This is a genomic window from Pseudomonas sp. SDO5215_S409 (assembly GCF_054071325.1).
The window spans coordinates 35,624-58,882 of sequence record NZ_JBSVWN010000039.1; the positions used below are offsets into that span (position 1 = coordinate 35,624).

Genomic DNA, 23,259 nt, shown 5'->3' on the forward strand with positions numbered 1-23,259 from the left:
TCCCTTGCCTTAATAAGCTGCGCTGGTGTCATCAAGTGGTCAGTGTACGCAGCAGGTTCTTGTAGTCCTCGCGAATATCCGCGTCGGATTCCTTAAGCTCGTTGATCTTTCTGCAGGCATGCAACACCGTCGTATGGTCACGGCCGCCGAACACATCGCCGATTTCCGGCAGGCTGTGGTTGGTCAGCTCCTTGGAGAGGGCCATGGCCACCTGACGGGGACGCGCGACCGAGCGCGAACGGCGCTTGGACAGCAGGTCGGAAATCTTGATCTTGTAGTACTCGGCTACGGTGCGCTGGATGTTATCCACACTCACCAGTTTATCCTGCAGTGCCAACAAGTCCTTGAGGGATTCGCGAATCAGCTCGATGGTGATGTCGCGGCCCATGAAGTGCGAGTGAGCGATGACCCGCTTCAGCGCGCCCTCCAGCTCACGCACGTTGGAGCGGATGCGCTGGGCGATGAAGAACGCCGCATCGTGGGGCAACTCAACTTTGGCCTGGTCGGCCTTTTTCATCAGAATGGCCACGCGGGTTTCCAGTTCCGGCGGTTCTACCGCAACGGTCAGGCCCCAGCCGAAGCGGGACTTCAAGCGTTCTTCCAGGCCTTCGATTTCCTTGGGGTAGCGGTCGCTGGTGAGGATGACCTGCTGGCCACCTTCGAGCAGGGCGTTGAAGGTGTGGAAAAACTCTTCCTGGGACCGTTCTTTGCGGGCGAAGAATTGGATGTCATCGATCAGCAATGCATCAACGGAACGGTAGAACCTTTTGAATTCATTGATAGCGTTGAGCTGCAGCGCCTTGACCATGTCGGCCACGAAGCGCTCCGAGTGCAGGTACACGACCTTGGCATTCGGGTTCTTCTTTAACAGGTGGTTACCCACAGCGTGCATCAAGTGGGTTTTACCCAAACCCACACCGCCATAAAGGAACAGTGGGTTATAGCCATGCTTGGGGTTATCGGCCACTTGCCAGGCGGCCGCACGGGCCAACTGGTTGGATTTACCTTCGACGAAGTTCTCGAACGTAAACGTGCGATTCAGGTAGCTGGTGTGTTTGAGCGCACCCTCGACCTGCACGGTGCGTTGTTCGGCACGTACCGGGGCCTGTTGGGTGCTGGCGCCGGCCATGGGGTCGAAGCTGTCGCGAGACGGCTCTTCGTTTTGTGGCTCGTCTTTTTGCGCCGCCGGTTTGGACGGCGCAGCGGGTGCGGGCACGTTATTAACAGGTGCGGCAGCGGCCTGGGCTTGAGAAGCACTGGCGGCCAGCGGGGCATTCGGCGCGGCACGTGGCGCCGAGCTGCGTTTGCTGCCTATTAATAAGGAGAGCACCGGAGCCAGCCCATTGCCGTGTTCGTCGAGCAATTCGAGAACGCGGCTCAGGTACTTTTCGTTGACCCAGTCGAGAACAAAGCGGTTGGGCGCGTAAACACGCAACTCGTCGCCTTCGGCTTCGACCTGTAGTGGACGGATCCAGGTGTTGAATTGTTGGGCAGGCAGCTCATCGCGCAAAAGCTCCACGCACTGCTGCCAAAGTTCCACTGACACGGATATCCCCTAAGTTGAAAGCCGGTGAGGCAAAAACAAGCGGCCATTGTAGCGGCCAGCCGCCCACTTATCCACATGTAGGTTGCTTACGAAGCACCAAGAATCAGTGCCTTAACCGTAAAAAAGTCGACAAATGGTCTGTGAATAAGCTCTGTGGATAAACGCCCATGAGCTCGTTGCACAAGTGGGGGTTGAAGTCTGTGGGTAACTCGCCTGTGGATAAGAGGTCCTTTCACCCACAGCTTATCCGACAGCGCAGCACAGGCAGAGCACCGTTTCTCCCCGCTGTTGTCCTTCTCTGTACAGCACGTGAAATAAGGCCTAAAGGCAGTTATCCACAGAAGTTTGCGGCCCTAGCTTTTATAAGCTTTACAGAAAAGCTTTAAATAACCTTCCTTCTTTATTTCTATATCTAGGTCGCAGATCAAGAATGCAGCGCTCCCTGGAAAGCACGGCATTACGCTCAATACCTCATTAAAGGAAAAGCTGGTTGGAAATTGACCTAGAGGCTTGCTTTCTCTAGAATCCCCGGTCTCTTAAAACGGGGGCCATTCCGGCCCGTTGTGGACGAACCAGGTAACACGCCATGAAACGTACTTTCCAACCAAGCACTATCAAACGCGCCCGCACCCACGGTTTCCGTGCTCGCATGGCTACCAAAAACGGTCGTGCCGTCCTGTCGCGTCGTCGCGCCAAAGGCCGTGCTCGTCTGGCAGTTTGATAATCCGGCACTGGTGGTGAGTCAGGACTTCAGTCGGGAAAAGCGTCTGCTTACTCCTCGGCATTTCAAGGCAGTCTTCGACTCCCCAACCGGCAAGGTTCCGGGGAAAAATCTCCTGCTCCTTGCGCGCAACAACGATCTTGATCACCCCCGTCTCGGGTTGGTGATCGGCAAGAAGAGCGTAAAGCTCTCCGTTGAGCGCAATCGCCTCAAGCGTCTGATGCGCGAATCGTTTCGCCTCCACCAGGAAACTCTGGTTGGTTGGGATATCGTGATCGTCGCGCGTAAAGGCTTGGGGGACGTAGAAAACCCCGAATTGATTCAGCATTTTGGCAAGCTCTGGAAACGTTTGGCTCGCACCAGCAAACCAGCACCGGTAGCCGCCGAAACTGTAGGGGTAGACAGCACCGATGCGTAAACTGGCACTCGTTCCGATCCAGTTTTATCGCTATGCCATTAGCCCACTGATGGCAAATCACTGTCGTTTCTACCCCAGTTGTTCCTGCTACGCGTTGGAAGCCATAGAAAATCATGGCCTTCTGCGCGGTGGCTGGCTGGCCTTTCGTCGTTTAGGCCGCTGTCATCCGTGGAATCCCGGTGGTTATGACCCGGTTCCACCTATCCCTATCTCCCGTTCTTCTTCGATGGCCGAGTAATCATGGATATTAAACGCACGATCCTGATCGTCGCCCTGGCAATCGTGTCCTACGTCATGGTCCTTAAGTGGAACCAGGACTACGGCCAGGCTGCCCTGCCGACTCAGAATGTTGCTACTAATCAGTCGGCGCCCGCCATTGCGGACACGCCACTGGGTGACAATGCTTCGGCAAGTGCCGATGTGCCCACTGCGAATACCGGTACCAGCGCCCCGCTAGAGACGCCGGTCATCACCAATAAAGACCTCATCCATGTAAAAACGGATGTTCTGGACTTGGCCATCGATCCACAAGGTGGCGATATCGCGCAGTTGAAACTGCCGCTGTATCCACGTCGCCAGGATCACCCGGATGTTCCGTTCCAACTGTTTGATAACGGTGGCGAACGCATTTATCTGGCACAAAGCGGCCTGACCGGTACTGATGGTCCGGACGCACGTGCTACCGGTCGTCCGATTTACTCGACCGAGCAGAAGACTTATCAACTGGCTGATGGCCAGAACCAATTGAACGTCGACCTGAAATTCAGCAACGACGGCGTCAATTACATCAAACGCTTCAGCTTCACCCGCGGTTTGTACGATCTGAAGATCACTTATCTGATCGACAACGAAAGCGCCAAGCCTTGGACCGGCAACCTGTTTGCCCAGCTCAAGCGTGACAACAGCGCTGACCCATCTTCGAGCACCGCCACCGGCACCGCCACTTACCTGGGCGCTGCCCTGTGGACAAGTAGCGAGCCGTACAAAAAAGTGTCGATGAAAGATATCGACAAGGGCTCGCTCAAAGAAACCGTGCAAGGTGGCTGGGTGGCCTGGCTGCAACACTACTTCGTGACCGCGTGGATTCCATCCAAGGGCGACTCGAACCTGGTTCAGACCCGCAAAGACAGCCAAGGTAACTACATCATCGGGTTCACCGGTCCCGTTTTGACCGTTGCACCAGGTGCCAAGGCTGAAACCAGCGCTACCCTGTACGCCGGTCCGAAGAGCCAGGCCGTGCTCAAAGAGTTGTCCCCAGGCCTGGAACTGACGGTGGATTACGGCTTCCTGTGGTTCATTGCCCAGCCGATCTTCTGGCTGCTGCAACATATCCACAGCATCATCGGCAACTGGGGTTGGTCGATCATCTTCCTGACCATGCTGATCAAAGGCCTGTTCTTCCCGCTGTCGGCAGCCAGCTACAAGTCGATGGCGCGCATGCGTGCCGTGGCGCCTAAACTGGCGGCCTTGAAAGAACAGCATGGTGATGACCGGCAGAAAATGTCGCAATCCATGATGGAGCTGTACAAGAAAGAGAAGATCAACCCGCTGGGTGGATGCTTGCCGATTCTGGTGCAGATGCCGGTGTTCCTGTCGCTGTACTGGGTACTGCTCGAAAGCGTGGAAATGCGCCAGGCGCCGTTCATGCTGTGGATTACCGACCTGTCGATCAAGGATCCGTTCTTTATCCTGCCGATCATCATGGGCGCCACCATGTTCATCCAGCAGCGTCTGAACCCGACGCCTCCGGACCCGATGCAGGCCAAGGTGATGAAAATGATGCCGATCATCTTCACCTTCTTCTTCCTGTGGTTCCCGGCCGGCCTGGTGCTGTACTGGGTTGTGAACAACTGCCTGTCCATCTCCCAACAGTGGTACATCACCCGTAGGATCGAAGCGGCTACCAAAAAAGCCGAGGCGTAACCTACTCTGTGGATAACCACTCAAGACGCCCCCTCGTGGGGCGTTTTGCTTTCCGTCACTTTTGCCCGGATTCGCGCAATGAACGCTCCTCGTGAAACCATCGCCGCCGTCGCCACCGCCCAGGGCCGTGGGGGGGTGGGTATCGTGCGTATTTCCGGCCCGCTGGCGTCGGTTGCAGCCAAGGCTTTCAGCGGCCGTGAACTGAAACCCCGTTATGCCCATTACGGGCAGTTCCTGGGAGAACAGGATGAGGTGCTGGACGAGGGTCTGGCGCTGTATTTCCCGGGGCCTAACTCGTTTACGGGTGAGGATGTACTGGAACTGCAGGGCCACGGCGGGCCGATTGTCCTGGACATGTTGCTGCAGCGCTGCCTGCAATTGGGCTGCCGACTGGCGCGCCCGGGGGAATTCAGCGAGCGTGCGTTTCTCAACGACAAGCTCGACCTGGCCCAGGCCGAAGCCATCGCTGATTTGATCGAGGCCAGTTCTGCACAGGCCGCGCGCAATGCGTTGCGGTCCTTGCAGGGGGCTTTTTCTCTGCGTGTGCATAACTTGACCGAGCAACTGATCAGCTTGCGGATCTACGTCGAGGCGGCGATTGATTTCCCGGAAGAAGAAATCGACTTTCTGGCTGATGGCCACGTGCTGGCGATGCTGGATAAAGTCCGCACCGAGTTATCCACAGTCTTGCGCGAAGCCGGGCAGGGCGCTTTGTTGCGTGACGGAATGACGGTGGTGATCGCCGGCAGGCCGAATGCGGGCAAATCCAGCTTGCTCAATGCCCTGGCGGGGCGGGAAGCGGCGATCGTCACCGAGATTGCGGGGACGACGCGGGACATCTTGCGCGAACATATCCACATCGATGGCATGCCGCTGCATGTCGTCGACACCGCCGGGCTGCGCGATACCGACGACCATGTGGAAAAAATCGGCGTGGAGCGGGCACTCAAAGCCATCGGCGAGGCCGACCGCGTGCTGCTGGTAGTCGATGCCACCGCACCCGAAGCAGCGGACCCCTTCGCGTTGTGGCCAGAATTCCTTGAACAGCGCCCGGACCCGTCAAAAGTAACGCTGATTCGCAACAAGGCGGACCTGACCGGCGAAGCCATTGCGCTGCAAGTCAGTGAAGATGGCCACGTGACCCTGAGTCTCAGCGCCCGCTCGGCAGGTGAAGGCCTAGAGTTGTTGCGCGACCACCTCAAGGCCTGCATGGGTTACGAGCAGACCTCAGAAAGCAGCTTCAGCGCCCGTCGAAGGCACCTGGAGGCACTGCGCCAGGCCAGCGCGGCCCTTGAACATGGCCGGGCACAGTTGACCCAGGCGGGCGCTGGAGAGCTGCTGGCCGAGGATTTACGACAGGCCCAGCAGTTGCTGGGGGAAATCACCGGCGCGTTCAGTTCCGATGATTTGCTGGGCAGGATCTTTTCCAGCTTCTGTATCGGTAAATAACCTTTCGTTGTACCAGGCAGGCCATTCGCGCCTGCCTGTCCTGCCCTGCTCAGGGCATTCAATCCCCTCTTTTTGAATCACTGCCCAACGTGGGTGGCATTTGCGTGCGCGCGATTCAGGTCATCAGGCATTTTTTTGTGAATTAAGCCCTGTGAATAACCCCGCCTGTACCCGGTTGATAAGCAGGCTTGAAAACTGAGCAAAACTGCCTCTGTGGATAACCACCTGTTTAATCCACAGGCTTAAAGCACTTATCCCAACCCCTCATTGGCAGCTAACCACAGACTTTTGAAACGCTGTACAGAACGTAAATAAAGGCCTGTAGCGCTTTATCCACAGATAGAGGGTTCACTAGAAATAAACATAAAAACAAAGATTTAATAAATTTCTCTCTTTTAATTTCTATTGTCCGCCAGTCATCCACAGCTGGTTAATTTTTGTGCAAAGGGTTCTTTAGGAAGGGCGAAGTCCCTATACTTGCCCGCAAAGCTCTAAAACCCCTTTCAACAATCAATTCCTGACTACCTACATAAGCAGGCACGAGGTGCGTGGTGGATTTCCCTTCCCGTTTTGAAGTGATCGTCATCGGCGGCGGTCATGCCGGTACCGAGGCAGCACTGGCGTCAGCGCGCATGGGCGTCAAAACCCTGCTACTGACGCACAACGTGGAAACCCTCGGAGCCATGAGTTGCAACCCCGCCATTGGCGGTATCGGCAAAAGCCATCTGGTCAAGGAAATCGATGCCCTGGGCGGCGCGATGGCCATGGCGACCGATAAAGGGGGTATTCAATTTCGCGTATTGAACAGCCGCAAAGGCCCAGCCGTGCGTGCGACGCGTGCCCAGGCTGACCGCATCCTTTACAAGGCCGCCATTCGCGAAACCCTGGAAAACCAGCCGAACCTGTGGATATTTCAACAAGCGGCCGACGACCTGATCGTCGAGCAGGACCAGGTCCGCGGTGTAGTCACTCAAATGGGCCTGCGTTTCCTCGCGGAATCCGTGGTATTGACCACCGGCACCTTTCTTGGCGGACTTATCCACATTGGTTTGCAGAACTATTCCGGCGGACGCGCCGGTGATCCGCCGTCGATTGCCCTGGCGCACCGTCTTCGCGAATTGCCTTTGCGGGTAGGGCGCCTGAAAACCGGTACGCCGCCGCGCATCGATGCCCGCTCTGTGGATTTCTCGGTCATGACCGAACAGCCGGGCGACACGCCGATTCCGGTGATGTCGTTCATGGGGTCCAAAGCACAGCATCCACAGCAGATCAGTTGCTGGATTACCCACACGAACGCCCGCACCCACGAAATCATTGCCGCGAACCTCGACCGTTCGCCGATGTATTCCGGGGTGATCGAAGGCATTGGCCCGCGGTACTGCCCCTCGATCGAAGACAAGATCCACCGCTTCGCCGACAAGGAAAGCCACCAGGTCTTCATCGAACCGGAAGGCTTGACCACCAATGAGCTGTACCCCAACGGTATTTCCACATCGCTGCCGTTCGACGTGCAAATCCAGATCGTGCAGTCGATTCGCGGCATGGAAAACGCCCACATCGTGCGCCCGGGCTACGCCATCGAATACGACTACTTCGACCCGCGCGACTTGAAATACAGCCTGGAAACCAAAGTGATCGGCGGCCTGTTTTTCGCCGGGCAGATCAACGGCACCACCGGTTACGAAGAAGCCGGCGCCCAGGGTTTGCTCGCCGGCACCAACGCTGCCCTGCGTGCGCAGGGCAAAGACAGCTGGTGCCCGCGTCGCGATGAGGCCTACATCGGCGTGTTGGTCGATGACCTGATTACCCTTGGGACCCAGGAACCGTACCGGATGTTTACCTCCCGGGCCGAATACCGCCTGATCCTGCGCGAAGACAACGCCGATTTGCGCTTGACCGAAAAAGGTCGCGAGCTGGGCCTGGTGGACGATGCCCGCTGGGCCGCGTTCAGCCAAAAACGTGAAAACATCGAGCGGGAAGAGCAGCGCCTGAAAAGCACCTGGGTTCGCCCGGGGACCGAGCAGGGCGACGCCATTGCGCAAAAGTTCGGTACGCCACTGACCCACGAGTACAACTTGCTCAACCTGCTGTCGCGCCCGGAAATCGACTACGCTGGTCTGGTCGAAGCGACCGGCGGCGGGGCCGAAGACCCACAGGTGGCCGAACAGGTCGAGATCAAGACCAAGTACGCCGGTTACATCGATCGCCAACAGGACGAAATCGCTCGCCTGCGCGCCAGTGAAGACACCAAATTGCCTGTGGATATCGATTACACGGGCATATCCGGCTTGTCCAAAGAGATTCAAAGCAAGCTGGGGATAACTCGGCCAGAAACCCTCGGCCAGGCGTCGCGCATCCCGGGTGTTACCCCGGCGGCTATTTCGCTATTGATGATTCACTTGAAAAAACGCGGCGCGGGCCGTCAGTTGGAGCAGAGCGCTTGAGTTCGTCCGTTACCTCGCAACACGCTGAAGAATTATCCACAGGTGCGCGCCAGCTCGGCGTGCACCTGACCGAAGCCCAACATGAATTGCTGTTGGGTTATCTGGCCCTGTTGATCAAATGGAACAAGGCTTACAACCTCACCGCCGTGCGTGACCCGGACGAGATGGTGTCTCGCCACCTGCTCGACAGTCTCAGCGTGATGCCGTTTATCGAAAACGGTCGCTGGCTCGACGTCGGCAGCGGTGGTGGCATGCCCGGTATTCCGTTGGCCATTCTGTTTCCCGACTCGCGCGTGACGTGCCTGGACAGCAACGGCAAGAAAACCCGCTTCCTGACCCAGGTCAAACTTGAGCTCAAGCTGGATAACCTGAATGTTATCCACAGCCGGGTCGAAGCCTTCACGCCGCCACAGCCCTTCAACGGAATTGTTTCCCGGGCTTTCAGCAGCATGGAGAACTTTACGAACTGGACGCGCCACCTGGGCGATCGCGACACCCGCTGGCTGGCAATGAAGGGCGTCCATCCAAGCGATGAGCTGTTAGCATTGCCGGCAGACTTCCACTTAGGTAGCGAACACGCCTTGGCCGTACCCGGTTGCCAAGGCCAACGCCATCTGCTGATACTGCGCCGCACGGCATGATTGGGAACACAAGCAAGAATGGCTAAGGTATTCGCGATAGCGAACCAGAAAGGTGGTGTGGGCAAGACCACCACCTGTATCAACCTCGCAGCATCCCTGGTCGCGACCAAGCGTCGGGTGCTGTTGATCGACCTCGATCCACAGGGCAACGCCACCATGGGCAGCGGTGTGGATAAACACGGCCTGGAAAACTCGGTCTACGACTTGCTGATCGGCGAGTGCGACCTGGCCCAGGCCATGCACTTTTCCGAGCACGGCGGTTACCAACTGCTGCCGGCCAACCGTGACCTGACCGCGGCGGAAGTAGTGCTGTTGGAAATGCAGATGAAAGAAAGCCGTCTGCGCAGCGCCCTGGCGCCGGTCCGCGAGAATTACGATTACATTTTGATCGACTGCCCGCCGTCGCTGTCGATGCTGACGCTCAACGCCCTGGTGGCCGCCGACGGGGTGATTATCCCCATGCAGTGCGAGTATTACGCGTTGGAAGGGTTGAGCGACCTTGTGGATAACATCAAGCGTATCGCCGAGCTGCTCAACCCGAACCTGCAGATCGAAGGGTTGCTGCGCACCATGTTCGACCCGCGCCTGAGCCTGATGAACGATGTGTCGGCCCAGCTCAAGGAACACTTCGGCGACAAGCTGTATGACACCGTGATTCCACGCAACATCCGCCTGGCGGAAGCGCCAAGCTACGGCATGCCGGCGCTGGCCTACGACAAACAATCGCGTGGCGCCCTGGCTTACCTGGCCTTGGCGGGCGAGATGGTTCGCCGTCAACGCCGTCCTTCCCGCACCGCTGCCGCCCAGCCAACTTAAGGAATCCCCATGGCCGTCAAGAAACGAGGTCTAGGACGTGGACTGGATGCACTGCTCAGTGGCCCCACTGTCACTTCGCTTGAAGAACAAGCGGTGCAGGCCGATGAGCGCGAGCTGCAGCACCTGCCGCTGGACCTGATCCAGCGCGGCAAATACCAGCCACGCCGGGACATGGACCCCCAGGCACTGGAAGAGCTGGCGAATTCGATCAAGGTCCAGGGCGTGATGCAGCCGATCGTAGTTCGTCCGATCGGTGGCGGGCGTTTTGAAATCATCGCCGGTGAACGCCGCTGGCGCGCGAGCCAGCAGGCGGGCCAGGACACCATTCCGGCCATGGTGCGTGACGTGCCGGATGAAGCTGCCATCGCCATGGCGCTGATCGAGAACATCCAGCGCGAGAACCTCAACCCGGTCGAAGAAGCGATCGCCCTGCAGCGTTTGCAGCAAGAGTTCCAGCTGACGCAGCAACAAGTGGCCGATGCGGTGGGCAAGTCCCGCGTGACCGTGTCCAACCTGCTGCGCCTGATTGCGTTGCCGGAAGTGATCAAGACCATGCTGTCCCATGGCGACCTGGAAATGGGTCATGCCCGTGCGTTGCTGGGTTTGCCGGAAAATCAACAGGTTGAGGGGGCGCGACATGTTGTCGCACGTGGCCTGACGGTTCGCCAGACCGAGGCGCTGGTTCGCCAGTGGCTCAGCGGCAAACCTGCACCGGTCGAAACGCCCAAATCTGATCCGGATATCGCCCGCTTGGAGCAGCGCCTGGCCGAGCGGCTGGGGTCTGCGGTGCAGATTCGCCATGGCAAGAAAGGCAAAGGGCAATTGGTGATCGGATATAACTCACTGGATGAGCTTCAGGGCGTCCTTGCCCACATCCGTTGAAACATTTGCTTATGTAGCGCGCGATCGGAAAAGACTACCCGGCAGTTGAATAGGGGCTTAACCGCCCCTATACTCTGCGCGCATTTTGTCGGCACAAATTATGCCAAGTTATTGATTTGCGGCAGCCGACCATTGAGGAGCAAGAGTGATGGAAACCCGCACGCCAAACACGTTGCCGTTCCATCGCTTGGCCGTTTTTCCGGTTTTAGTGGCCCAGTTCGCCGTTTTGCTGATCGCCGCCTTGGCGCTTTGGTATGGGCATGGAGTCGTTGCCGGATATTCAGGACTTTGCGGAGGCCTGATAGCCTTGCTGCCCAATATGTATTTTGCTCACAGGGCCTTTCGGTTTTCCGGCGCCCGAGCAGCCCAGGCTATCGTCCGGTCTTTTTATGCCGGCGAGGCGGGGAAACTGATTTTGACGGCAGTGCTGTTCGCACTGACCTTTGCAGGTGTGAAGCCACTGGCGCCGCTGGCAGTATTCGGCGTGTTCGTGTTGACCCAACTGGTCAGCTGGTTCGCTCCCCTGCTTATGAAAACAAGACTTTCGAGACCTTAGGGCGTTTGAGGCAACCATGGCAGAAACAACCGCTTCGGGCTATATCCAGCACCACTTGCAGAACCTGACCTTCGGTCAGCTACCCAATGGCGGCTGGGGCTTTGCCCACTCCGCAGCAGAAGCCAAAGAAATGGGCTTCTGGGCATTCCACCTGGACACTCTGGGCTGGTCTGTCGCACTGGGCCTGATCTTTGTCTTCCTTTTCCGCCTGGCGGCAAAGAAAGCCACTTCCGGTCAACCAGGTGCCTTGCAGAACTTCGTTGAAGTACTGGTCGAATTCGTCGATGGCAGCGTGAAAGACAGCTTCCATGGCCGCAGCCCGGTGATTGCGCCGCTGGCACTGACCATCTTCGTCTGGGTGTTCCTGATGAACGCCGTCGACCTGATCCCGGTTGACTGGATTCCTCAGCTGGCCATCCTGATCACCGGCGATCACCACATTCCTTTCCGTGCCGTTTCGACCACGGACCCTAACGCCACCCTGGGCATGGCCCTGTCGGTGTTTGCGTTGATCATTTTCTACAGCATCAAGGTCAAGGGCATCGGCGGCTTCATCGGCGAACTGACCCTGCACCCGTTCGGCAGCAAGAACATCTTCGTTCAAGCCCTGCTGATCCCGGTGAACTTCCTGCTGGAGTTCGTGACTCTGGTCGCCAAGCCGATCTCCCTGGCCCTGCGACTGTTCGGCAACATGTATGCCGGCGAGCTGGTGTTCATTCTGATCGCTGTGATGTTCGGCAGCGGCCTGCTCTGGCTTAGCGGCCTGGGCATTGTTCTGCAGTGGGCGTGGGCTGTGTTCCACATCCTGATCATCACCCTGCAGGCCTTCATCTTCATGATGCTGACCATCGTCTACCTGTCGATGGCGCACGAAGAGAACCATTAAGACCTGTTTCGACTGGTCTGATGTCCTTCCCGGTGAAACGGGAAGGTGGCCCACCAGGGCTATGAAACGATTTGTTTTACCGCTTTAAAATCTAAAAAACCTAAACCATACGACGTAAAAGTCGGGAGGAAAGATGGAAACTGTAGTTGGTCTAACCGCTATCGCTGTTGCACTGTTGATCGGCCTGGGTGCTCTGGGTACTGCCATTGGTTTCGGCCTGCTGGGCGGCAAGTTCCTGGAAGGCGCCGCGCGTCAGCCAGAAATGGTTCCAATGCTGCAAGTTAAAATGTTCATCGTCGCCGGCCTGCTCGACGCCGTGACCATGATCGGTGTGGGTATCGCACTGTTCTTCACCTTCGCGAACCCCTTCGTTGGTCAACTCGCTGGCTAATCACTCGAATTGTCGAGTTGATTGGTGTGATGGACAACGAACGAGCGAGGTGTTGGCGTGAACATTAATGCAACCCTGATCGGCCAGTCCGTTGCGTTCTTAATTTTTGTACTGTTTTGCATGAAGTTCGTATGGCCTCCGGTCATCACTGCCTTGCACGAACGTCAGAAGAAGATCGCGGACGGATTGGACGCTGCCAACCGTGCAGCTCGCGACCTGGAACTGGCCCAAGAGAAAGCGGGTCAGCAACTGCGCGAAGCGAAAGCTCAGGCAGCTGAAATCATTGAGCAGGCCAAGAAACGCGGTAACCAGATCGTCGAAGAGGCTGTTGAAAAAGCCCGTCTCGACGCTGACCGTGTGAAGGTCCAGGCTCAGGCCGAGATCGAACAGGAACTCAACAGTGTCAAAGACGCGCTGCGTGCCCAAGTGGGCTTGCTGGCAGTCGGCGGCGCCGAGAAGATCCTGGGTGCCACAATCGATCAAAACGCGCACGCAGAGCTGGTTAACAAACTGGCTGCTGAAATTTAAGCGAGGGCGATCATGGCAGAACTGACCACGTTGGCCCGACCTTACGCTAAGGCGGCCTTCGAGCACGCTCAGGCCCACCAGCAACTGGCCAATTGGTCAGCCATGCTCGGCCTGGCTGCAGCAGTGTCACAAGATGACACTATGCGGCGCGTGCTCAAGGCCCCGCGACTGACGAGCGCAGACAAGGCCGCCACGTTTATTGACGTGTGCGGCGACAAGTTCGATGCCAAGGCACAGAATTTCATCCACGTCGTTGCTGAAAACGACCGTCTCCTGCTGTTGCCGGAGATCGCCGCTCTGTTCGACCTGTACAAGGCCGAACAAGAGAAATCGGTAGATGTGGAAGTCACCAGTGCATTTGCATTGAACCAAGAACAGCAAGACAAACTCGCCAAGGTTCTCAGTGCACGACTCAACCGGGAAGTGCGCCTGCAAGCTTCGGAGGACGCATCACTGATTGGTGGTGTTGTTATCCGCGCCGGCGACCTGGTTATCGATGGCTCGATTCGCGGCAAAATCGCGAAACTTGCCGAAGCATTGAAATCTTGAGTTTGAAGGGGCAGCAGAGCAATGCAGCAACTCAATCCTTCCGAAATAAGTGAAATTATCAAGGGCCGCATCGACAAGCTCGATGTGACCTCCCAAGCCCGTAACGAAGGCACTGTCGTCAGCGTATCTGACGGCATCGTGCGGATTCACGGTCTGGCCGACGTTATGTACGGCGAGATGATCGAGTTTCCGGGCGGCGTCTACGGTATGGCCCTCAACCTGGAGCAAGACTCCGTAGGTGCCGTTGTACTGGGCTCCTACCAGTCGCTGGCCGAAGGCATGAGCGCCAAGTGCACTGGCCGCATCCTCGAGGTTCCTGTTGGTAAGGAGCTGCTGGGTCGCGTGGTCGATGCACTGGGTAACCCCGTTGACGGCAAAGGTCCGCTGAACAACACCGAGACCGACGCGGTCGAGAAAGTTGCTCCAGGCGTGATCTGGCGTAAGTCGGTAGACCAGCCTGTACAGACTGGCTACAAGGCTGTCGATGCCATGATTCCTGTCGGCCGTGGCCAGCGTGAGCTGATCATCGGTGACCGTCAGATCGGTAAAACCGCTCTGGCGATCGACGCGATCATCAACCAGAAGAACAGCGGCATTTTCTGCGTCTACGTAGCCATCGGTCAGAAACAATCGACCATCGCCAACGTGGTTCGCAAACTGGAAGAAAACGGCGCCCTGGCCAACACGATCATCGTGGCGGCCAGTGCTTCGGAATCTCCTGCGCTGCAATTCCTGGCACCGTACTCCGGTTGCACCATGGGTGAATTCTTCCGCGACCGCGGTGAAGACGCGCTGATCGTTTATGACGATCTGTCCAAGCAAGCAGTGGCTTACCGCCAGATTTCCCTGCTGCTGCGCCGTCCACCAGGCCGTGAAGCTTACCCAGGCGACGTGTTCTATCTCCACTCCCGTCTGCTGGAGCGTGCATCGCGCGTATCCGAAGAGTACGTAGAGAAGTTCACCAACGGCGCAGTGACCGGCAAAACCGGTTCCCTGACCGCACTGCCGATCATCGAAACCCAGGCTGGCGACGTTTCCGCGTTCGTTCCGACCAACGTGATTTCCATCACCGACGGTCAGATCTTCCTGGAATCGGCCATGTTCAACTCAGGCATCCGCCCTGCAGTGAACGCCGGTGTTTCGGTATCCCGTGTGGGTGGTGCCGCTCAGACCAAGATCATCAAGAAGCTGTCCGGTGGTATCCGTACCGCTCTGGCTCAGTACCGTGAACTGGCGGCATTCGCCCAGTTCGCTTCTGACCTGGACGAAGCGACCCGTAAGCAACTTGAGCATGGTCAGCGCGTTACCGAGCTGATGAAGCAGAAGCAATACGCCCCGATGTCGATCGCTGACATGGCGTTGTCGCTGTATGCCGCTGAGCGTGGGTTCCTGACCGACGTTGAAATCGCCAAGGTCGGCAGCTTTGAACAAGCGCTGATTGCTTACTTCAACCGCGATCACGCCGAATTGATGGCGAAGATCAACGTGAAGGGTGACTTCAATGACGACATCGACGCTGGCATGAAAGCCGGTATCGAGAAGTTCAAGGCCACCCAAACCTGGTAAGCCGCAGCGGGAGCCGCAAGGCTCCCGCTTGCTAACCTGATAGGTGTTACATGGCAGGCGCAAAAGAGATTCGCAGTAAGATTGCGAGCATCAAAAGCACGCAAAAAATTACCAGCGCCATGGAAAAAGTGGCGGTCAGCAAAATGCGCAAGGCACAAATGCGCATGGCTGCTAGCCGTCCTTATGCGGAGCGTATCCGCCAGGTAATTGGGCATCTGGCCAACGCCAACCCGGAATACCGCCACCCGTTCATGATCGACCGCGAAGTAAAGCGTGTGGGTTATGTGGTTGTGAGCAGTGACCGTGGTCTGTGTGGTGGTCTGAATACCAACCTGTTCAAGGCCCTGGTCAAGGACATGGCGGTAAACCGCGAAAAAGGCGTCGAGATCGATCTGTGCGTGATTGGTAGCAAGGGTGCGGCCTTCTTCCGCAACTTCGGCGGTAACGTCGTTGCAGCTATCAGCCACCTGGGTGAAGAGCCGTCGATCAATGACTTGATCGGTAGCGTCAAGGTGATGCTGGATGCGTACCTGGAAGGCCGGATTGACCGCCTGTCCGTGGTATCCAACAAGTTCATCAACACCATGACCCAGCAACCTACCGTGGAACAGTTGGTTCCATTGGTTGCGACCCCGGATCAGGAACTCAAGCACCACTGGGACTACCTCTACGAACCAGACGCCAAAGAGCTGCTTGACGGCTTGATGGTGCGCTACGTGGAGTCGCAGGTGTACCAGGCGGTGGTCGAGAACAACGCAGCTGAACAAGCGGCGCGGATGATCGCGATGAAAAACGCTACCGACAACGCCGGTGATCTGATCAGCGATTTGCAGCTGGTCTACAACAAGGCGCGTCAGGCTGCGATCACCCAAGAGATCTCGGAAATCGTCGGCGGCGCTGCCGCGGTTTAACGGTTCAAATATTCAGAGGATCCAGCTATGAGTAGCGGACGTATCGTTCAAATCATCGGCGCCGTTATCGACGTGGAATTTCCACGCGACAGCGTACCGAGCATCTACAACGCGCTGAGTGTACAAGGCGCGCAAACTACTCTGGAAGTTCAGCAGCAGCTGGGCGACGGCGTAGTTCGTACCATTGCGATGGGTTCCACCGAAGGCTTGAAGCGCGGTCTGGGCGTCATCGACTCTGGCGCTGCCATCTCCGTACCGGTCGGTAAAGCGACCCTGGGCCGGATCATGGACGTACTGGGCAACCCGATTGACGAAGCGGGCCCGATCGACACCGACGAGCGCTGGGGCATTCACCGTCCTGCGCCATCCTTCGCGGAACAGGCAGGCGGCAACGACCTGCTGGAAACCGGCATCAAGGTTATCGACCTGGTTTGCCCGTTCGCCAAGGGCGGTAAAGTGGGCCTGTTCGGTGGTGCCGGTGTAGGCAAAACCGTCAACATGATGGAACTGATCCGTAACATCGCCATCGAGCACAGCGGTTACTCCGTGTTCGCCGGTGTGGGCGAGCGTACCCGTGAGGGTAACGACTTCTACCACGAGATGAAGGACTCCAACGTTCTGGACAAAGTGGCGCTGGTTTACGGTCAGATGAACGAGCCGCCGGGAAACCGTCTGCGCGTCGCCCTGACCGGCCTGACCATGGCCGAGAAGTTCCGTGACGAAGGTAACGACGTTCTGTTGTTCGTCGACAACATCTACCGTTACACCCTGGCCGGTACTGAAGTATCCGCACTGCTGGGCCGTATGCCTTCGGCAGTGGGTTACCAGCCGACCCTGGCTGAAGAGATGGGCGTTCTGCAAGAACGTATCACTTCGACCAAGGAAGGTTCGATCACCTCGATCCAAGCGGTATACGTACCTGCGGACGACTTGACCGACCCGTCGCCAGCGACCACCTTCGCCCACTTGGACGCCACCGTCGTACTGTCCCGTGACATCGCCTCCCTGGGTATCTACCCAGCGGTCGACCCACTGGACTCGACTTCGCGCCAGCTGGACCCGAACGTAATCGGCCAGGACCACTACGACACCGCTCGCGGCGTCCAGTACGTTCTGCAACGTTACAAAGAGCTGAAGGACATCATCGCGATCCTGGGTATGGACGAGCTGTCGGAAGCCGACAAGCAGTTGGTAAACCGTGCTCGTAAGATCCAGCGTTTCTTGTCGCAGCCGTTCTTTGTGGCTGAAGTCTTCACCGGTGCCTCGGGTAAATACGTTTCCCTGAAAGACACCATTGCTGGCTTCAAAGGCATCCTCAACGGTGACTACGACCACCTGCCAGAACAAGCGTTCTACATGGTTGGCGGCATCGAAGAAGCGATCGAGAAAGCCAAGAAACTGTAATCCAGGCGCCCGGCAACGGGCGCTCATCAGGTTGAGGCAATCAGATGGCTATGACAGTCCATTGCGATATCGTCAGTGCGGAAGGGGAAATCTTCTCCGGTCTGGTCGAGTTGGTAGTAGCGCACGGCGAGCTGGGTGATCTTGGTATCGCCATGGGCCACGCCCCGCTGATCACCAGCTTGAAGCCGGGTCCGATCACGCTGACCAAGCAGGGCGGGGACAAGGAGGTGTTTTACATCTCCGGTGGTTTCCTCGAGGTTCAGCCGAACATGGTCAAGGTACTTGCCGACACCGTGCAACGTGCTGCCGACCTGGACGAAGCGTCTGCTCAGGAAGCCGTCAAGGCTGCCGAGAAGGCCCTGAACGAAAAAGGCGCAGACTTCGACTACGGTTCTGCTGCTGCACGTCTGGCCGAGGCCGCAGCCCAGCTGCGTACCGTCCAGCAGATCCGCAAGAAGTTTGGCGGCTAAGCCGTCACGCGTCCTGTGTGATTGATTAAAAAGGGTAGCCTCGGCTACCCTTTTTCTTTTTTTGCAAAACACTTCTCTGGTCTGAATCCGGACCGCCCAGGATTGGTAGCCATTCATGTCTCTCGAAATCGTAATTCTCGCCGCCGGCCAAGGCACCCGCATGCGTTCGGCCCTGCCCAAGGTGCTGCACCCGGTTGCCGGTAACTCCATGCTGGGCCACGTTATCCACAGCGCCCGGCAGCTGGCGCCGCAGCGCATCCATGTGGTGATTGGGCACGGTGCCGACGTGGTACGTGAGCGCCTGGCGGCCGATGACCTGAATTTCGTCCTGCAAGACAAACAACTGGGCACTGGCCACGCGACCGCCCAGGCGGTGCCGTTCATCACGGCCGACACCGTACTGATCCTCTACGGCGACGTGCCGCTGATTGAAGTGCAAACCCTGCAGCGCCTGCTCAAGCACGTGGTTGCGGGCCAAATGGGCTTGCTCACCGTGGAGCTGGACGACCCCACTGGCTACGGCCGCATCGTGCGTGATGCCGCAGGCAAAGTGGCGGCCATCGTTGAACACAAAGACGCCACTGAAGCCCAACGCGCCATCACCGAAGGCAACACCGGCATTCTTGCCGTCCCGGCGAACCGCCTGGCTGATTGGATGAGCCGTTTGTCCAATAACAACGCACAGGGCGAGTACTACCTGACCGACGTGATCGAAATGGCCGTCAACGATGGCCTGCTGGTGGCCACCGAGCAGCCCCACGACCCGATGGAAGTGCAGGGCGCCAACGACCGCAAACAACTGGCCGAACTCGAGCGTCATTACCAACTGCGCGAAGGCCGCCGCCTGATGGCCCAAGGCGTGACCCTGCGCGACCCGGCCCGGTTTGACGTGCGCGGTGAGGTCACCGTGGGCCGCGACGTACTGATCGACATCAACGTGATCCTGGAAGGCCGCGTGGTGATCGAAGACGACGTGGTCATCGGTCCCAACTGCGTGATCAAAGACAGCACCCTGCGCAAGGGCGTAGTGGTCAAGGCCAACAGCCACCTTGAAGGGGCCGTGATGGGCGAGGGCAGCGATGCCGGCCCGTTCGCACGGCTGCGCCCGGGCAGCGTGCTGGAAGCAAAAGCCCATGTGGGTAACTTCGTCGAGCTGAAAAACGCGCACATGGGCGAAGGGGCCAAGGCGGGCCACTTGACCTACCTGGGCGACGCGGTCATCGGCGCCCGCACCAACATCGGCGCTGGCACCATCACCTGCAACTATGACGGGGCGAACAAGCACAAGACCGTGCTGGGCGAAGACGTATTCATCGGCTCCAACAACTCGCTGGTGGCCCCGGTGACGGTGGGCGACGGCGCCACCACGGCAGCCGGTTCTACCATCAATCAGGCTGTGGATAACTTGCAGCTTGGTGTGGCCCGCGCTCGTCAGCGCAATATCGATGGCTGGAAACGCCCGGTCAAACTGCCGAAAGCCTGAGTTATCCACATCCCTCTCAACCACGGGGAGCAGCGCTTGCCTGCTCTCCGTCGGCGTTGTTCATCCCTAAAATCTTTCCCGCTGGCTTGACGTCACCCGCCCAATAGGTTTTGATTGCGTTCGTTATCTTTCGGATCGAAACTTAAAGCCACCATGTCGAAACGAAATACCCCCCAACGCCGTCACAATATCCTCACCCTGCTTAATGAGCAGGGCGAAGTGAGTGTGGACGAACTGGCCAAACGTTTTGAAACCTCCGAGGTCACTGTCCGCAAGGACTTGGCGGCCCTCGAAAGTAACGGCCTGTTGCTGCGCCGCTACGGTGGCGCCATCACCATGCCTCAAGAGCTGGTGGGCGACCCCGCCCAGCCCGTCTCGGCCTACAAGCGCGCCATCGCCCGTGCGGCCGTCAAACGCCTGCGTGAACACGCCCGCATCATCATCGACAGCGGCAGCACCACCGCCGCCATGATCCCCGAGCTGGGCCATCAGCCTGGCCTGGTGGTCATGACCAACTCCCTGCACGTGGCCCGCGCCTTGAGCGAGCTGGAGCACGAACCGGTGCTGCTCATGACCGGCGGCACCTGGGACCCGCATTCGGACTCGTTCCAGGGCCAGGTTGCCGAACAGGTGCTGCGCTCGTACGACTTCGACCAACTGTTTATTGGCGCTGATGGCATCGACCTGGTGCGTGGTACCACCACCTTCAACGAACTGCTGGGCCTGAGCCGGGTGATGGCTGAGGTGGCCCGTGAAGTGGTGGTGATGGTGGAGTCCGACAAGATCGGCCGCAAGATTCCCAACCTGGAACTGCCCTGGGGCAGCGTCCATACCCTTATTACCGATGATCGCCTGCCTCTTGAGGCCCGCGACCAGATCCAAGCCCGCGGCATCACGCTGATTTGCGCGGCAGTCATCTAGGAGAAAACCCATGTGTGGAATTGTTGGTGCAGTTGCCGAACGTAACATCACGGCCATCCTGGTCGAAGGCCTCAAACGCCTCGAATACCGCGGCTACGACAGCGCAGGCGTGGCGGTTTTCACCAACGCCGGCAAACTCGAGCGCGCCCGTCGCCCGGGCAAGGTCAGCGAACTGGCACAGGCCTTGGCAGAAGAGCCGCTGGTCGGCCGCCTGGGCATTGCCCACACCCGCTGGGCCACCCACGGCGCGCCCTGCGAGCGTAACGCGCACCCGCACTTTTCTGGCGACCTGGCCGTGGTGCACAACGGCATCATCGAAAACCACGAAGTGCTGCGTGAGCAACTCAAGGGCCTGGGCTATACCTTCTCGTCGGACACCGACACCGAAGTCATCGCCCACCTGCTCAACCACAAACTCAAAGACCTGGGCGACCTTACCCGCGCCCTCAAGGCCACCGTCAAAGAACTGCACGGCGCCTATGGCCTGGCCGTGATCAGCGCCAGCCAGCCCGACCGCCTCGTGGCCGCGCGCAGTGGCAGCCCGCTGGTGATCGGCCTGGGCCTGGGCGAAAACTTCCTGGCCTCCGACCAACTGGCCCTGCGCCAGGTCACCGACCGTTTCATGTACCTGGAAGAGGGCGATATTGCCGAGATCCGCCGCGAAAGCGTGTCGATCTGGGACGTCAACGGCCAGCCCGTCGAACGCGAAGCCGTGCAATACCGCGACGGCGCCGAAGCGGCGGACAAGGGCGAGTTCCGCCACTTTATGCTCAAGGAAATCCACGAACAACCCGCCGTGGTGCAACGCACCCTGGAAGGCCGTCTGAGCCAGAACCAGGTGCTGGTCCAGGCCTTCGGCCCGCAAGCCGCCGAGCTGTTCGCCAAGGTGCGCAACGTGCAGATCGTCGCCTGCGGCACCAGCTACCACGCCGGTATGGTCGCGCGTTACTGGCTCGAAGAACTGGCCGGTATCCCGTGCCAGGTCGAAGTCGCCAGCGAGTTCCGCTACCGCAAAGTGGTGGTGCAGCCCGACACCCTGTTCGTCACCATTTCCCAGTCCGGCGAAACCGCTGACACCCTGGCCGCCCTGCGCAACGCCAAGGAGTTGGGCTTCCTCGGTAGCCTGGCCATCTGCAACGTGGGCATCAGCTCGCTGGTGCGCGAGTCGGACCTGACCCTGCTGACCCAGGCCGGGCGCGAAATCGGCGTGGCCTCCACCAAAGCCTTCACCACCCAACTGGTGAGCCTGCTGCTGCTGACCCTGTCCCTGGGCCAGGTCCGTGGCACCCTGGCCGCGGGCGTCGAGGCCGAACTGGTCGAAGAACTGCGCCGCCTGCCCACCCGCCTGGGCGAAGCCCTGGCCATGGACGGCACGGTGGAAAAAATCGCCGAGCTGTTCGCCGACAAACACCACACCCTGTTCCTGGGCCGTGGCGCGCAATACCCGGTGGCAATGGAAGGCGCCCTGAAACTCAAGGAAATCTCCTACATCCACGCCGAAGCCTACCCCGCTGGCGAACTCAAACACGGCCCGCTGGCACTGGTGGATGACGACATGCCCGTGGTCACCGTGGCCCCAAACAACGAACTGCTGGAAAAGCTCAAATCCAACCTGCAGGAAGTGCGCGCCCGTGGCGGCCAGTTGATCGTGTTCGCCGACGAAAAAGCCGGCATGACCAACGGTGAAGGCACCCATGTGATCAACATGCCGCACATCCACGACACCCTGGCGCCGATCTTCTACACCCTCCCGTTGCAATTGCTGTCGTACTACGTGGCAGTGCTCAAGGGGACAGACGTGGACCAGCCGCGCAACTTGGCGAAGTCGGTGACGGTGGAGTAGGTTGTGAAGATTGGTTTGGTGATGCTCTTCAGGATTTAAAACCGTCTCGTTTGGGGCCTCAGTGGGCTCCAAACGACTCTCTCCTTCGTGAGCGTTTTTCTGGCAGAGACGGAGCACTCGTTAACGAGCATCTGCTTTTGGAGTGCAGAGTCCGCCTGAGCGGTCAGTCGCTGTCGTCAAGCAAGTTGTTCAATGCGATGGCCCGCAATTCGCGAACCTTATTAATACTTTTTTCGGGCGAAGATCTCACTACATCGCGGGGATCATTGATGCGCACCCGTCCATACCCATCAATGATGAACTGTAAGTCTTCAATGTGCACGTTGTGGGTTTTCAACTTGGCAATGATAGCGTCGCAGTCCTTTTGGACATTTGTATTAAACCTGACGTCGCTGGGAAAGCTCGTGCGGTTATGAATTACGTCCTCAGAATCGATTGCGTTATGAATGTAGTCTTTGGAAAGACCCACCTGGCCCTTATAGTCGACCAGCGCATGCGCATCGACTACCGGAAACCCCAAGTCTTTCAGCTGCTTGGTCAGTTGCATTTCTTTTTCAGCGTAGTCACTCGGCGGAATGTTTCCGGTGGTGCCGGCGCGGATCAGACACACACATTGCCTGGCATCCTGTTGAGAATGGTAGACATCTTTTTGGCTGCCGGTTCCAAGCTTTACACCTAACGACGCAATAGCGTTAAATCTAGTGTGCTGTTCGCGAAATAAATTTCTGAGTAATTCGTCTACACTTCAAACGTCACCCCTGCCTTGGAGAGCTGACAGTGAGCGCTCTGGACATCACGCTTAGCCCCGAAGAAAAGACCGAACTGAAACGGCGCGTTCGCTCTGCGACCATCCCCCGATCGTGTCCCTGGAAGTGGTGTAACTCATCATGGCCTTGGCCGCTGAGTTTGCC

General features: G+C 58.3%; 22 protein-coding genes and 1 pseudogene. 21 read left to right on the forward strand and 2 right to left on the reverse strand.

All coding sequences use genetic code 11. From position 1 onward, the window contains the following. Positions 1-31: 31 nt before the first annotated feature. Positions 32-1,546, reverse strand: a complete 1,515-nt coding sequence (gene dnaA / locus ACW9H9_RS19370; protein WP_457344796.1) for a chromosomal replication initiator protein DnaA — start codon at positions 1,544-1,546, stop codon at positions 32-34. A 586-nt stretch (positions 1,547-2,132) separates the two neighbouring features. Between dnaA and rpmH the strand changes: the two genes are divergently transcribed. From rpmH to glmS, 21 genes are all read left to right on the forward strand, one after another. Further along, positions 2,133-2,267, forward strand: coding sequence for a 50S ribosomal protein L34 (gene rpmH / locus ACW9H9_RS19375; RefSeq protein ID WP_003213577.1), 135 nt, complete (start codon positions 2,133-2,135; stop codon positions 2,265-2,267). Between the two features lie 16 nt (positions 2,268-2,283). Beyond that, entirely contained in the window at positions 2,284-2,685 is a 402-nt protein-coding gene (gene rnpA, locus ACW9H9_RS19380; RefSeq protein WP_457344815.1) for a ribonuclease P protein component, read from the forward strand. Continuing rightward, the gene (gene yidD / locus ACW9H9_RS19385) at positions 2,678-2,923 is read left to right on the forward strand and encodes a membrane protein insertion efficiency factor YidD (RefSeq protein ID WP_457344797.1); all 246 of its coding nucleotides are present in this window, start codon (positions 2,678-2,680) and stop codon (positions 2,921-2,923) included. The genes rnpA and yidD overlap by 8 nt, the downstream gene beginning before the upstream one ends. 2 nt (positions 2,924-2,925) lie before the next feature. Then, the gene (gene yidC, locus ACW9H9_RS19390; RefSeq protein ID WP_457344798.1) at positions 2,926-4,608 is read left to right on the forward strand and encodes a membrane protein insertase YidC; all 1,683 of its coding nucleotides are present in this window, start codon (positions 2,926-2,928) and stop codon (positions 4,606-4,608) included. Positions 4,609-4,686: 78 nt separating this feature from the next. Continuing rightward, entirely contained in the window at positions 4,687-6,057 is a 1,371-nt protein-coding gene (gene mnmE, locus ACW9H9_RS19395; protein WP_457344799.1) for a tRNA uridine-5-carboxymethylaminomethyl(34) synthesis GTPase MnmE, read from the forward strand. Positions 6,058-6,608: 551 nt separating this feature from the next. Beyond that, on the forward strand, positions 6,609-8,501 hold the full coding sequence (mnmG, locus tag ACW9H9_RS19400) for a tRNA uridine-5-carboxymethylaminomethyl(34) synthesis enzyme MnmG (RefSeq protein ID WP_457344800.1): 1,893 nt from the start codon (positions 6,609-6,611) through the stop codon (positions 8,499-8,501). After that, positions 8,498-9,142: a 16S rRNA (guanine(527)-N(7))-methyltransferase RsmG gene (gene rsmG / locus ACW9H9_RS19405; RefSeq protein ID WP_457344801.1), complete on the forward strand. Its 645-nt coding sequence runs from the start codon at positions 8,498-8,500 to the stop codon at positions 9,140-9,142. The genes mnmG and rsmG overlap by 4 nt, the downstream gene beginning before the upstream one ends. An 18-nt stretch (positions 9,143-9,160) precedes the next feature. Further along, complete coding sequence (locus ACW9H9_RS19410; protein ID WP_457344802.1) at positions 9,161-9,958, forward strand: ParA family protein; 798 nt, start codon at positions 9,161-9,163, stop codon at positions 9,956-9,958. A 9-nt stretch (positions 9,959-9,967) separates the two neighbouring features. Further along, entirely contained in the window at positions 9,968-10,840 is an 873-nt protein-coding gene (locus tag ACW9H9_RS19415) for a ParB/RepB/Spo0J family partition protein (RefSeq protein ID WP_457344803.1), read from the forward strand. 148 nt (positions 10,841-10,988) lie between these two features. Next, a complete protein-coding gene (locus tag ACW9H9_RS19420) occupies positions 10,989-11,396 on the forward strand; it encodes a F0F1 ATP synthase subunit I (protein ID WP_457344804.1) in 408 nt (135 codons plus the stop codon). 16 nt (positions 11,397-11,412) lie between these two features. Beyond that, positions 11,413-12,282 carry a F0F1 ATP synthase subunit A gene (atpB, locus tag ACW9H9_RS19425; protein ID WP_457344805.1) on the forward strand — a complete coding sequence of 290 codons (870 nt, stop codon included), beginning with the start codon at positions 11,413-11,415 and terminating at the stop codon, positions 12,280-12,282. A gap of 133 nt (positions 12,283-12,415) precedes the next feature. Then, positions 12,416-12,673 (forward strand): F0F1 ATP synthase subunit C, encoded by a 258-nt coding sequence (atpE, locus tag ACW9H9_RS19430; RefSeq protein WP_002555987.1) that lies wholly within the window; start codon positions 12,416-12,418, stop codon positions 12,671-12,673. Positions 12,674-12,730: 57 nt separating this feature from the next. Continuing rightward, complete coding sequence (locus ACW9H9_RS19435; protein WP_457344806.1) at positions 12,731-13,201, forward strand: F0F1 ATP synthase subunit B; 471 nt, start codon at positions 12,731-12,733, stop codon at positions 13,199-13,201. 12 nt (positions 13,202-13,213) lie between these two features. Beyond that, positions 13,214-13,750 carry a F0F1 ATP synthase subunit delta gene (locus ACW9H9_RS19440; RefSeq protein WP_457344807.1) on the forward strand — a complete coding sequence of 179 codons (537 nt, stop codon included), beginning with the start codon at positions 13,214-13,216 and terminating at the stop codon, positions 13,748-13,750. A 21-nt stretch (positions 13,751-13,771) separates the two neighbouring features. After that, the gene (gene atpA, locus ACW9H9_RS19445) at positions 13,772-15,316 is read left to right on the forward strand and encodes a F0F1 ATP synthase subunit alpha (protein WP_457344808.1); all 1,545 of its coding nucleotides are present in this window, start codon (positions 13,772-13,774) and stop codon (positions 15,314-15,316) included. 50 nt (positions 15,317-15,366) lie between these two features. Then, positions 15,367-16,227, forward strand: coding sequence for a F0F1 ATP synthase subunit gamma (atpG, locus tag ACW9H9_RS19450; protein WP_457344809.1), 861 nt, complete (start codon positions 15,367-15,369; stop codon positions 16,225-16,227). Between the two features lie 27 nt (positions 16,228-16,254). Continuing rightward, positions 16,255-17,631, forward strand: a complete 1,377-nt coding sequence (atpD, locus tag ACW9H9_RS19455) for a F0F1 ATP synthase subunit beta (protein ID WP_457344810.1) — start codon at positions 16,255-16,257, stop codon at positions 17,629-17,631. A gap of 44 nt (positions 17,632-17,675) precedes the next feature. Then, a complete protein-coding gene (locus ACW9H9_RS19460; protein WP_457344811.1) occupies positions 17,676-18,101 on the forward strand; it encodes a F0F1 ATP synthase subunit epsilon in 426 nt (141 codons plus the stop codon). 115 nt (positions 18,102-18,216) lie between these two features. Further along, entirely contained in the window at positions 18,217-19,584 is a 1,368-nt protein-coding gene (gene glmU, locus ACW9H9_RS19465) for a bifunctional UDP-N-acetylglucosamine diphosphorylase/glucosamine-1-phosphate N-acetyltransferase GlmU (protein WP_457344812.1), read from the forward strand. Positions 19,585-19,737: 153 nt separating this feature from the next. Next, a complete protein-coding gene (locus tag ACW9H9_RS19470; protein WP_457344813.1) occupies positions 19,738-20,505 on the forward strand; it encodes a DeoR/GlpR family DNA-binding transcription regulator in 768 nt (255 codons plus the stop codon). A gap of 10 nt (positions 20,506-20,515) precedes the next feature. Beyond that, positions 20,516-22,348, forward strand: a complete 1,833-nt coding sequence (gene glmS / locus ACW9H9_RS19475) for a glutamine--fructose-6-phosphate transaminase (isomerizing) (protein WP_457344814.1) — start codon at positions 20,516-20,518, stop codon at positions 22,346-22,348. Between the two features lie 163 nt (positions 22,349-22,511). Here glmS and hopBF1 read toward each other — a convergent pair. Beyond that, positions 22,512-23,048 (reverse strand): annotated as a pseudogene (hopBF1, locus tag ACW9H9_RS19480) (T3SS effector protein kinase HopBF1); the annotation flags it as partial. Between the last annotated feature and the right edge of the window lie 211 nt (positions 23,049-23,259).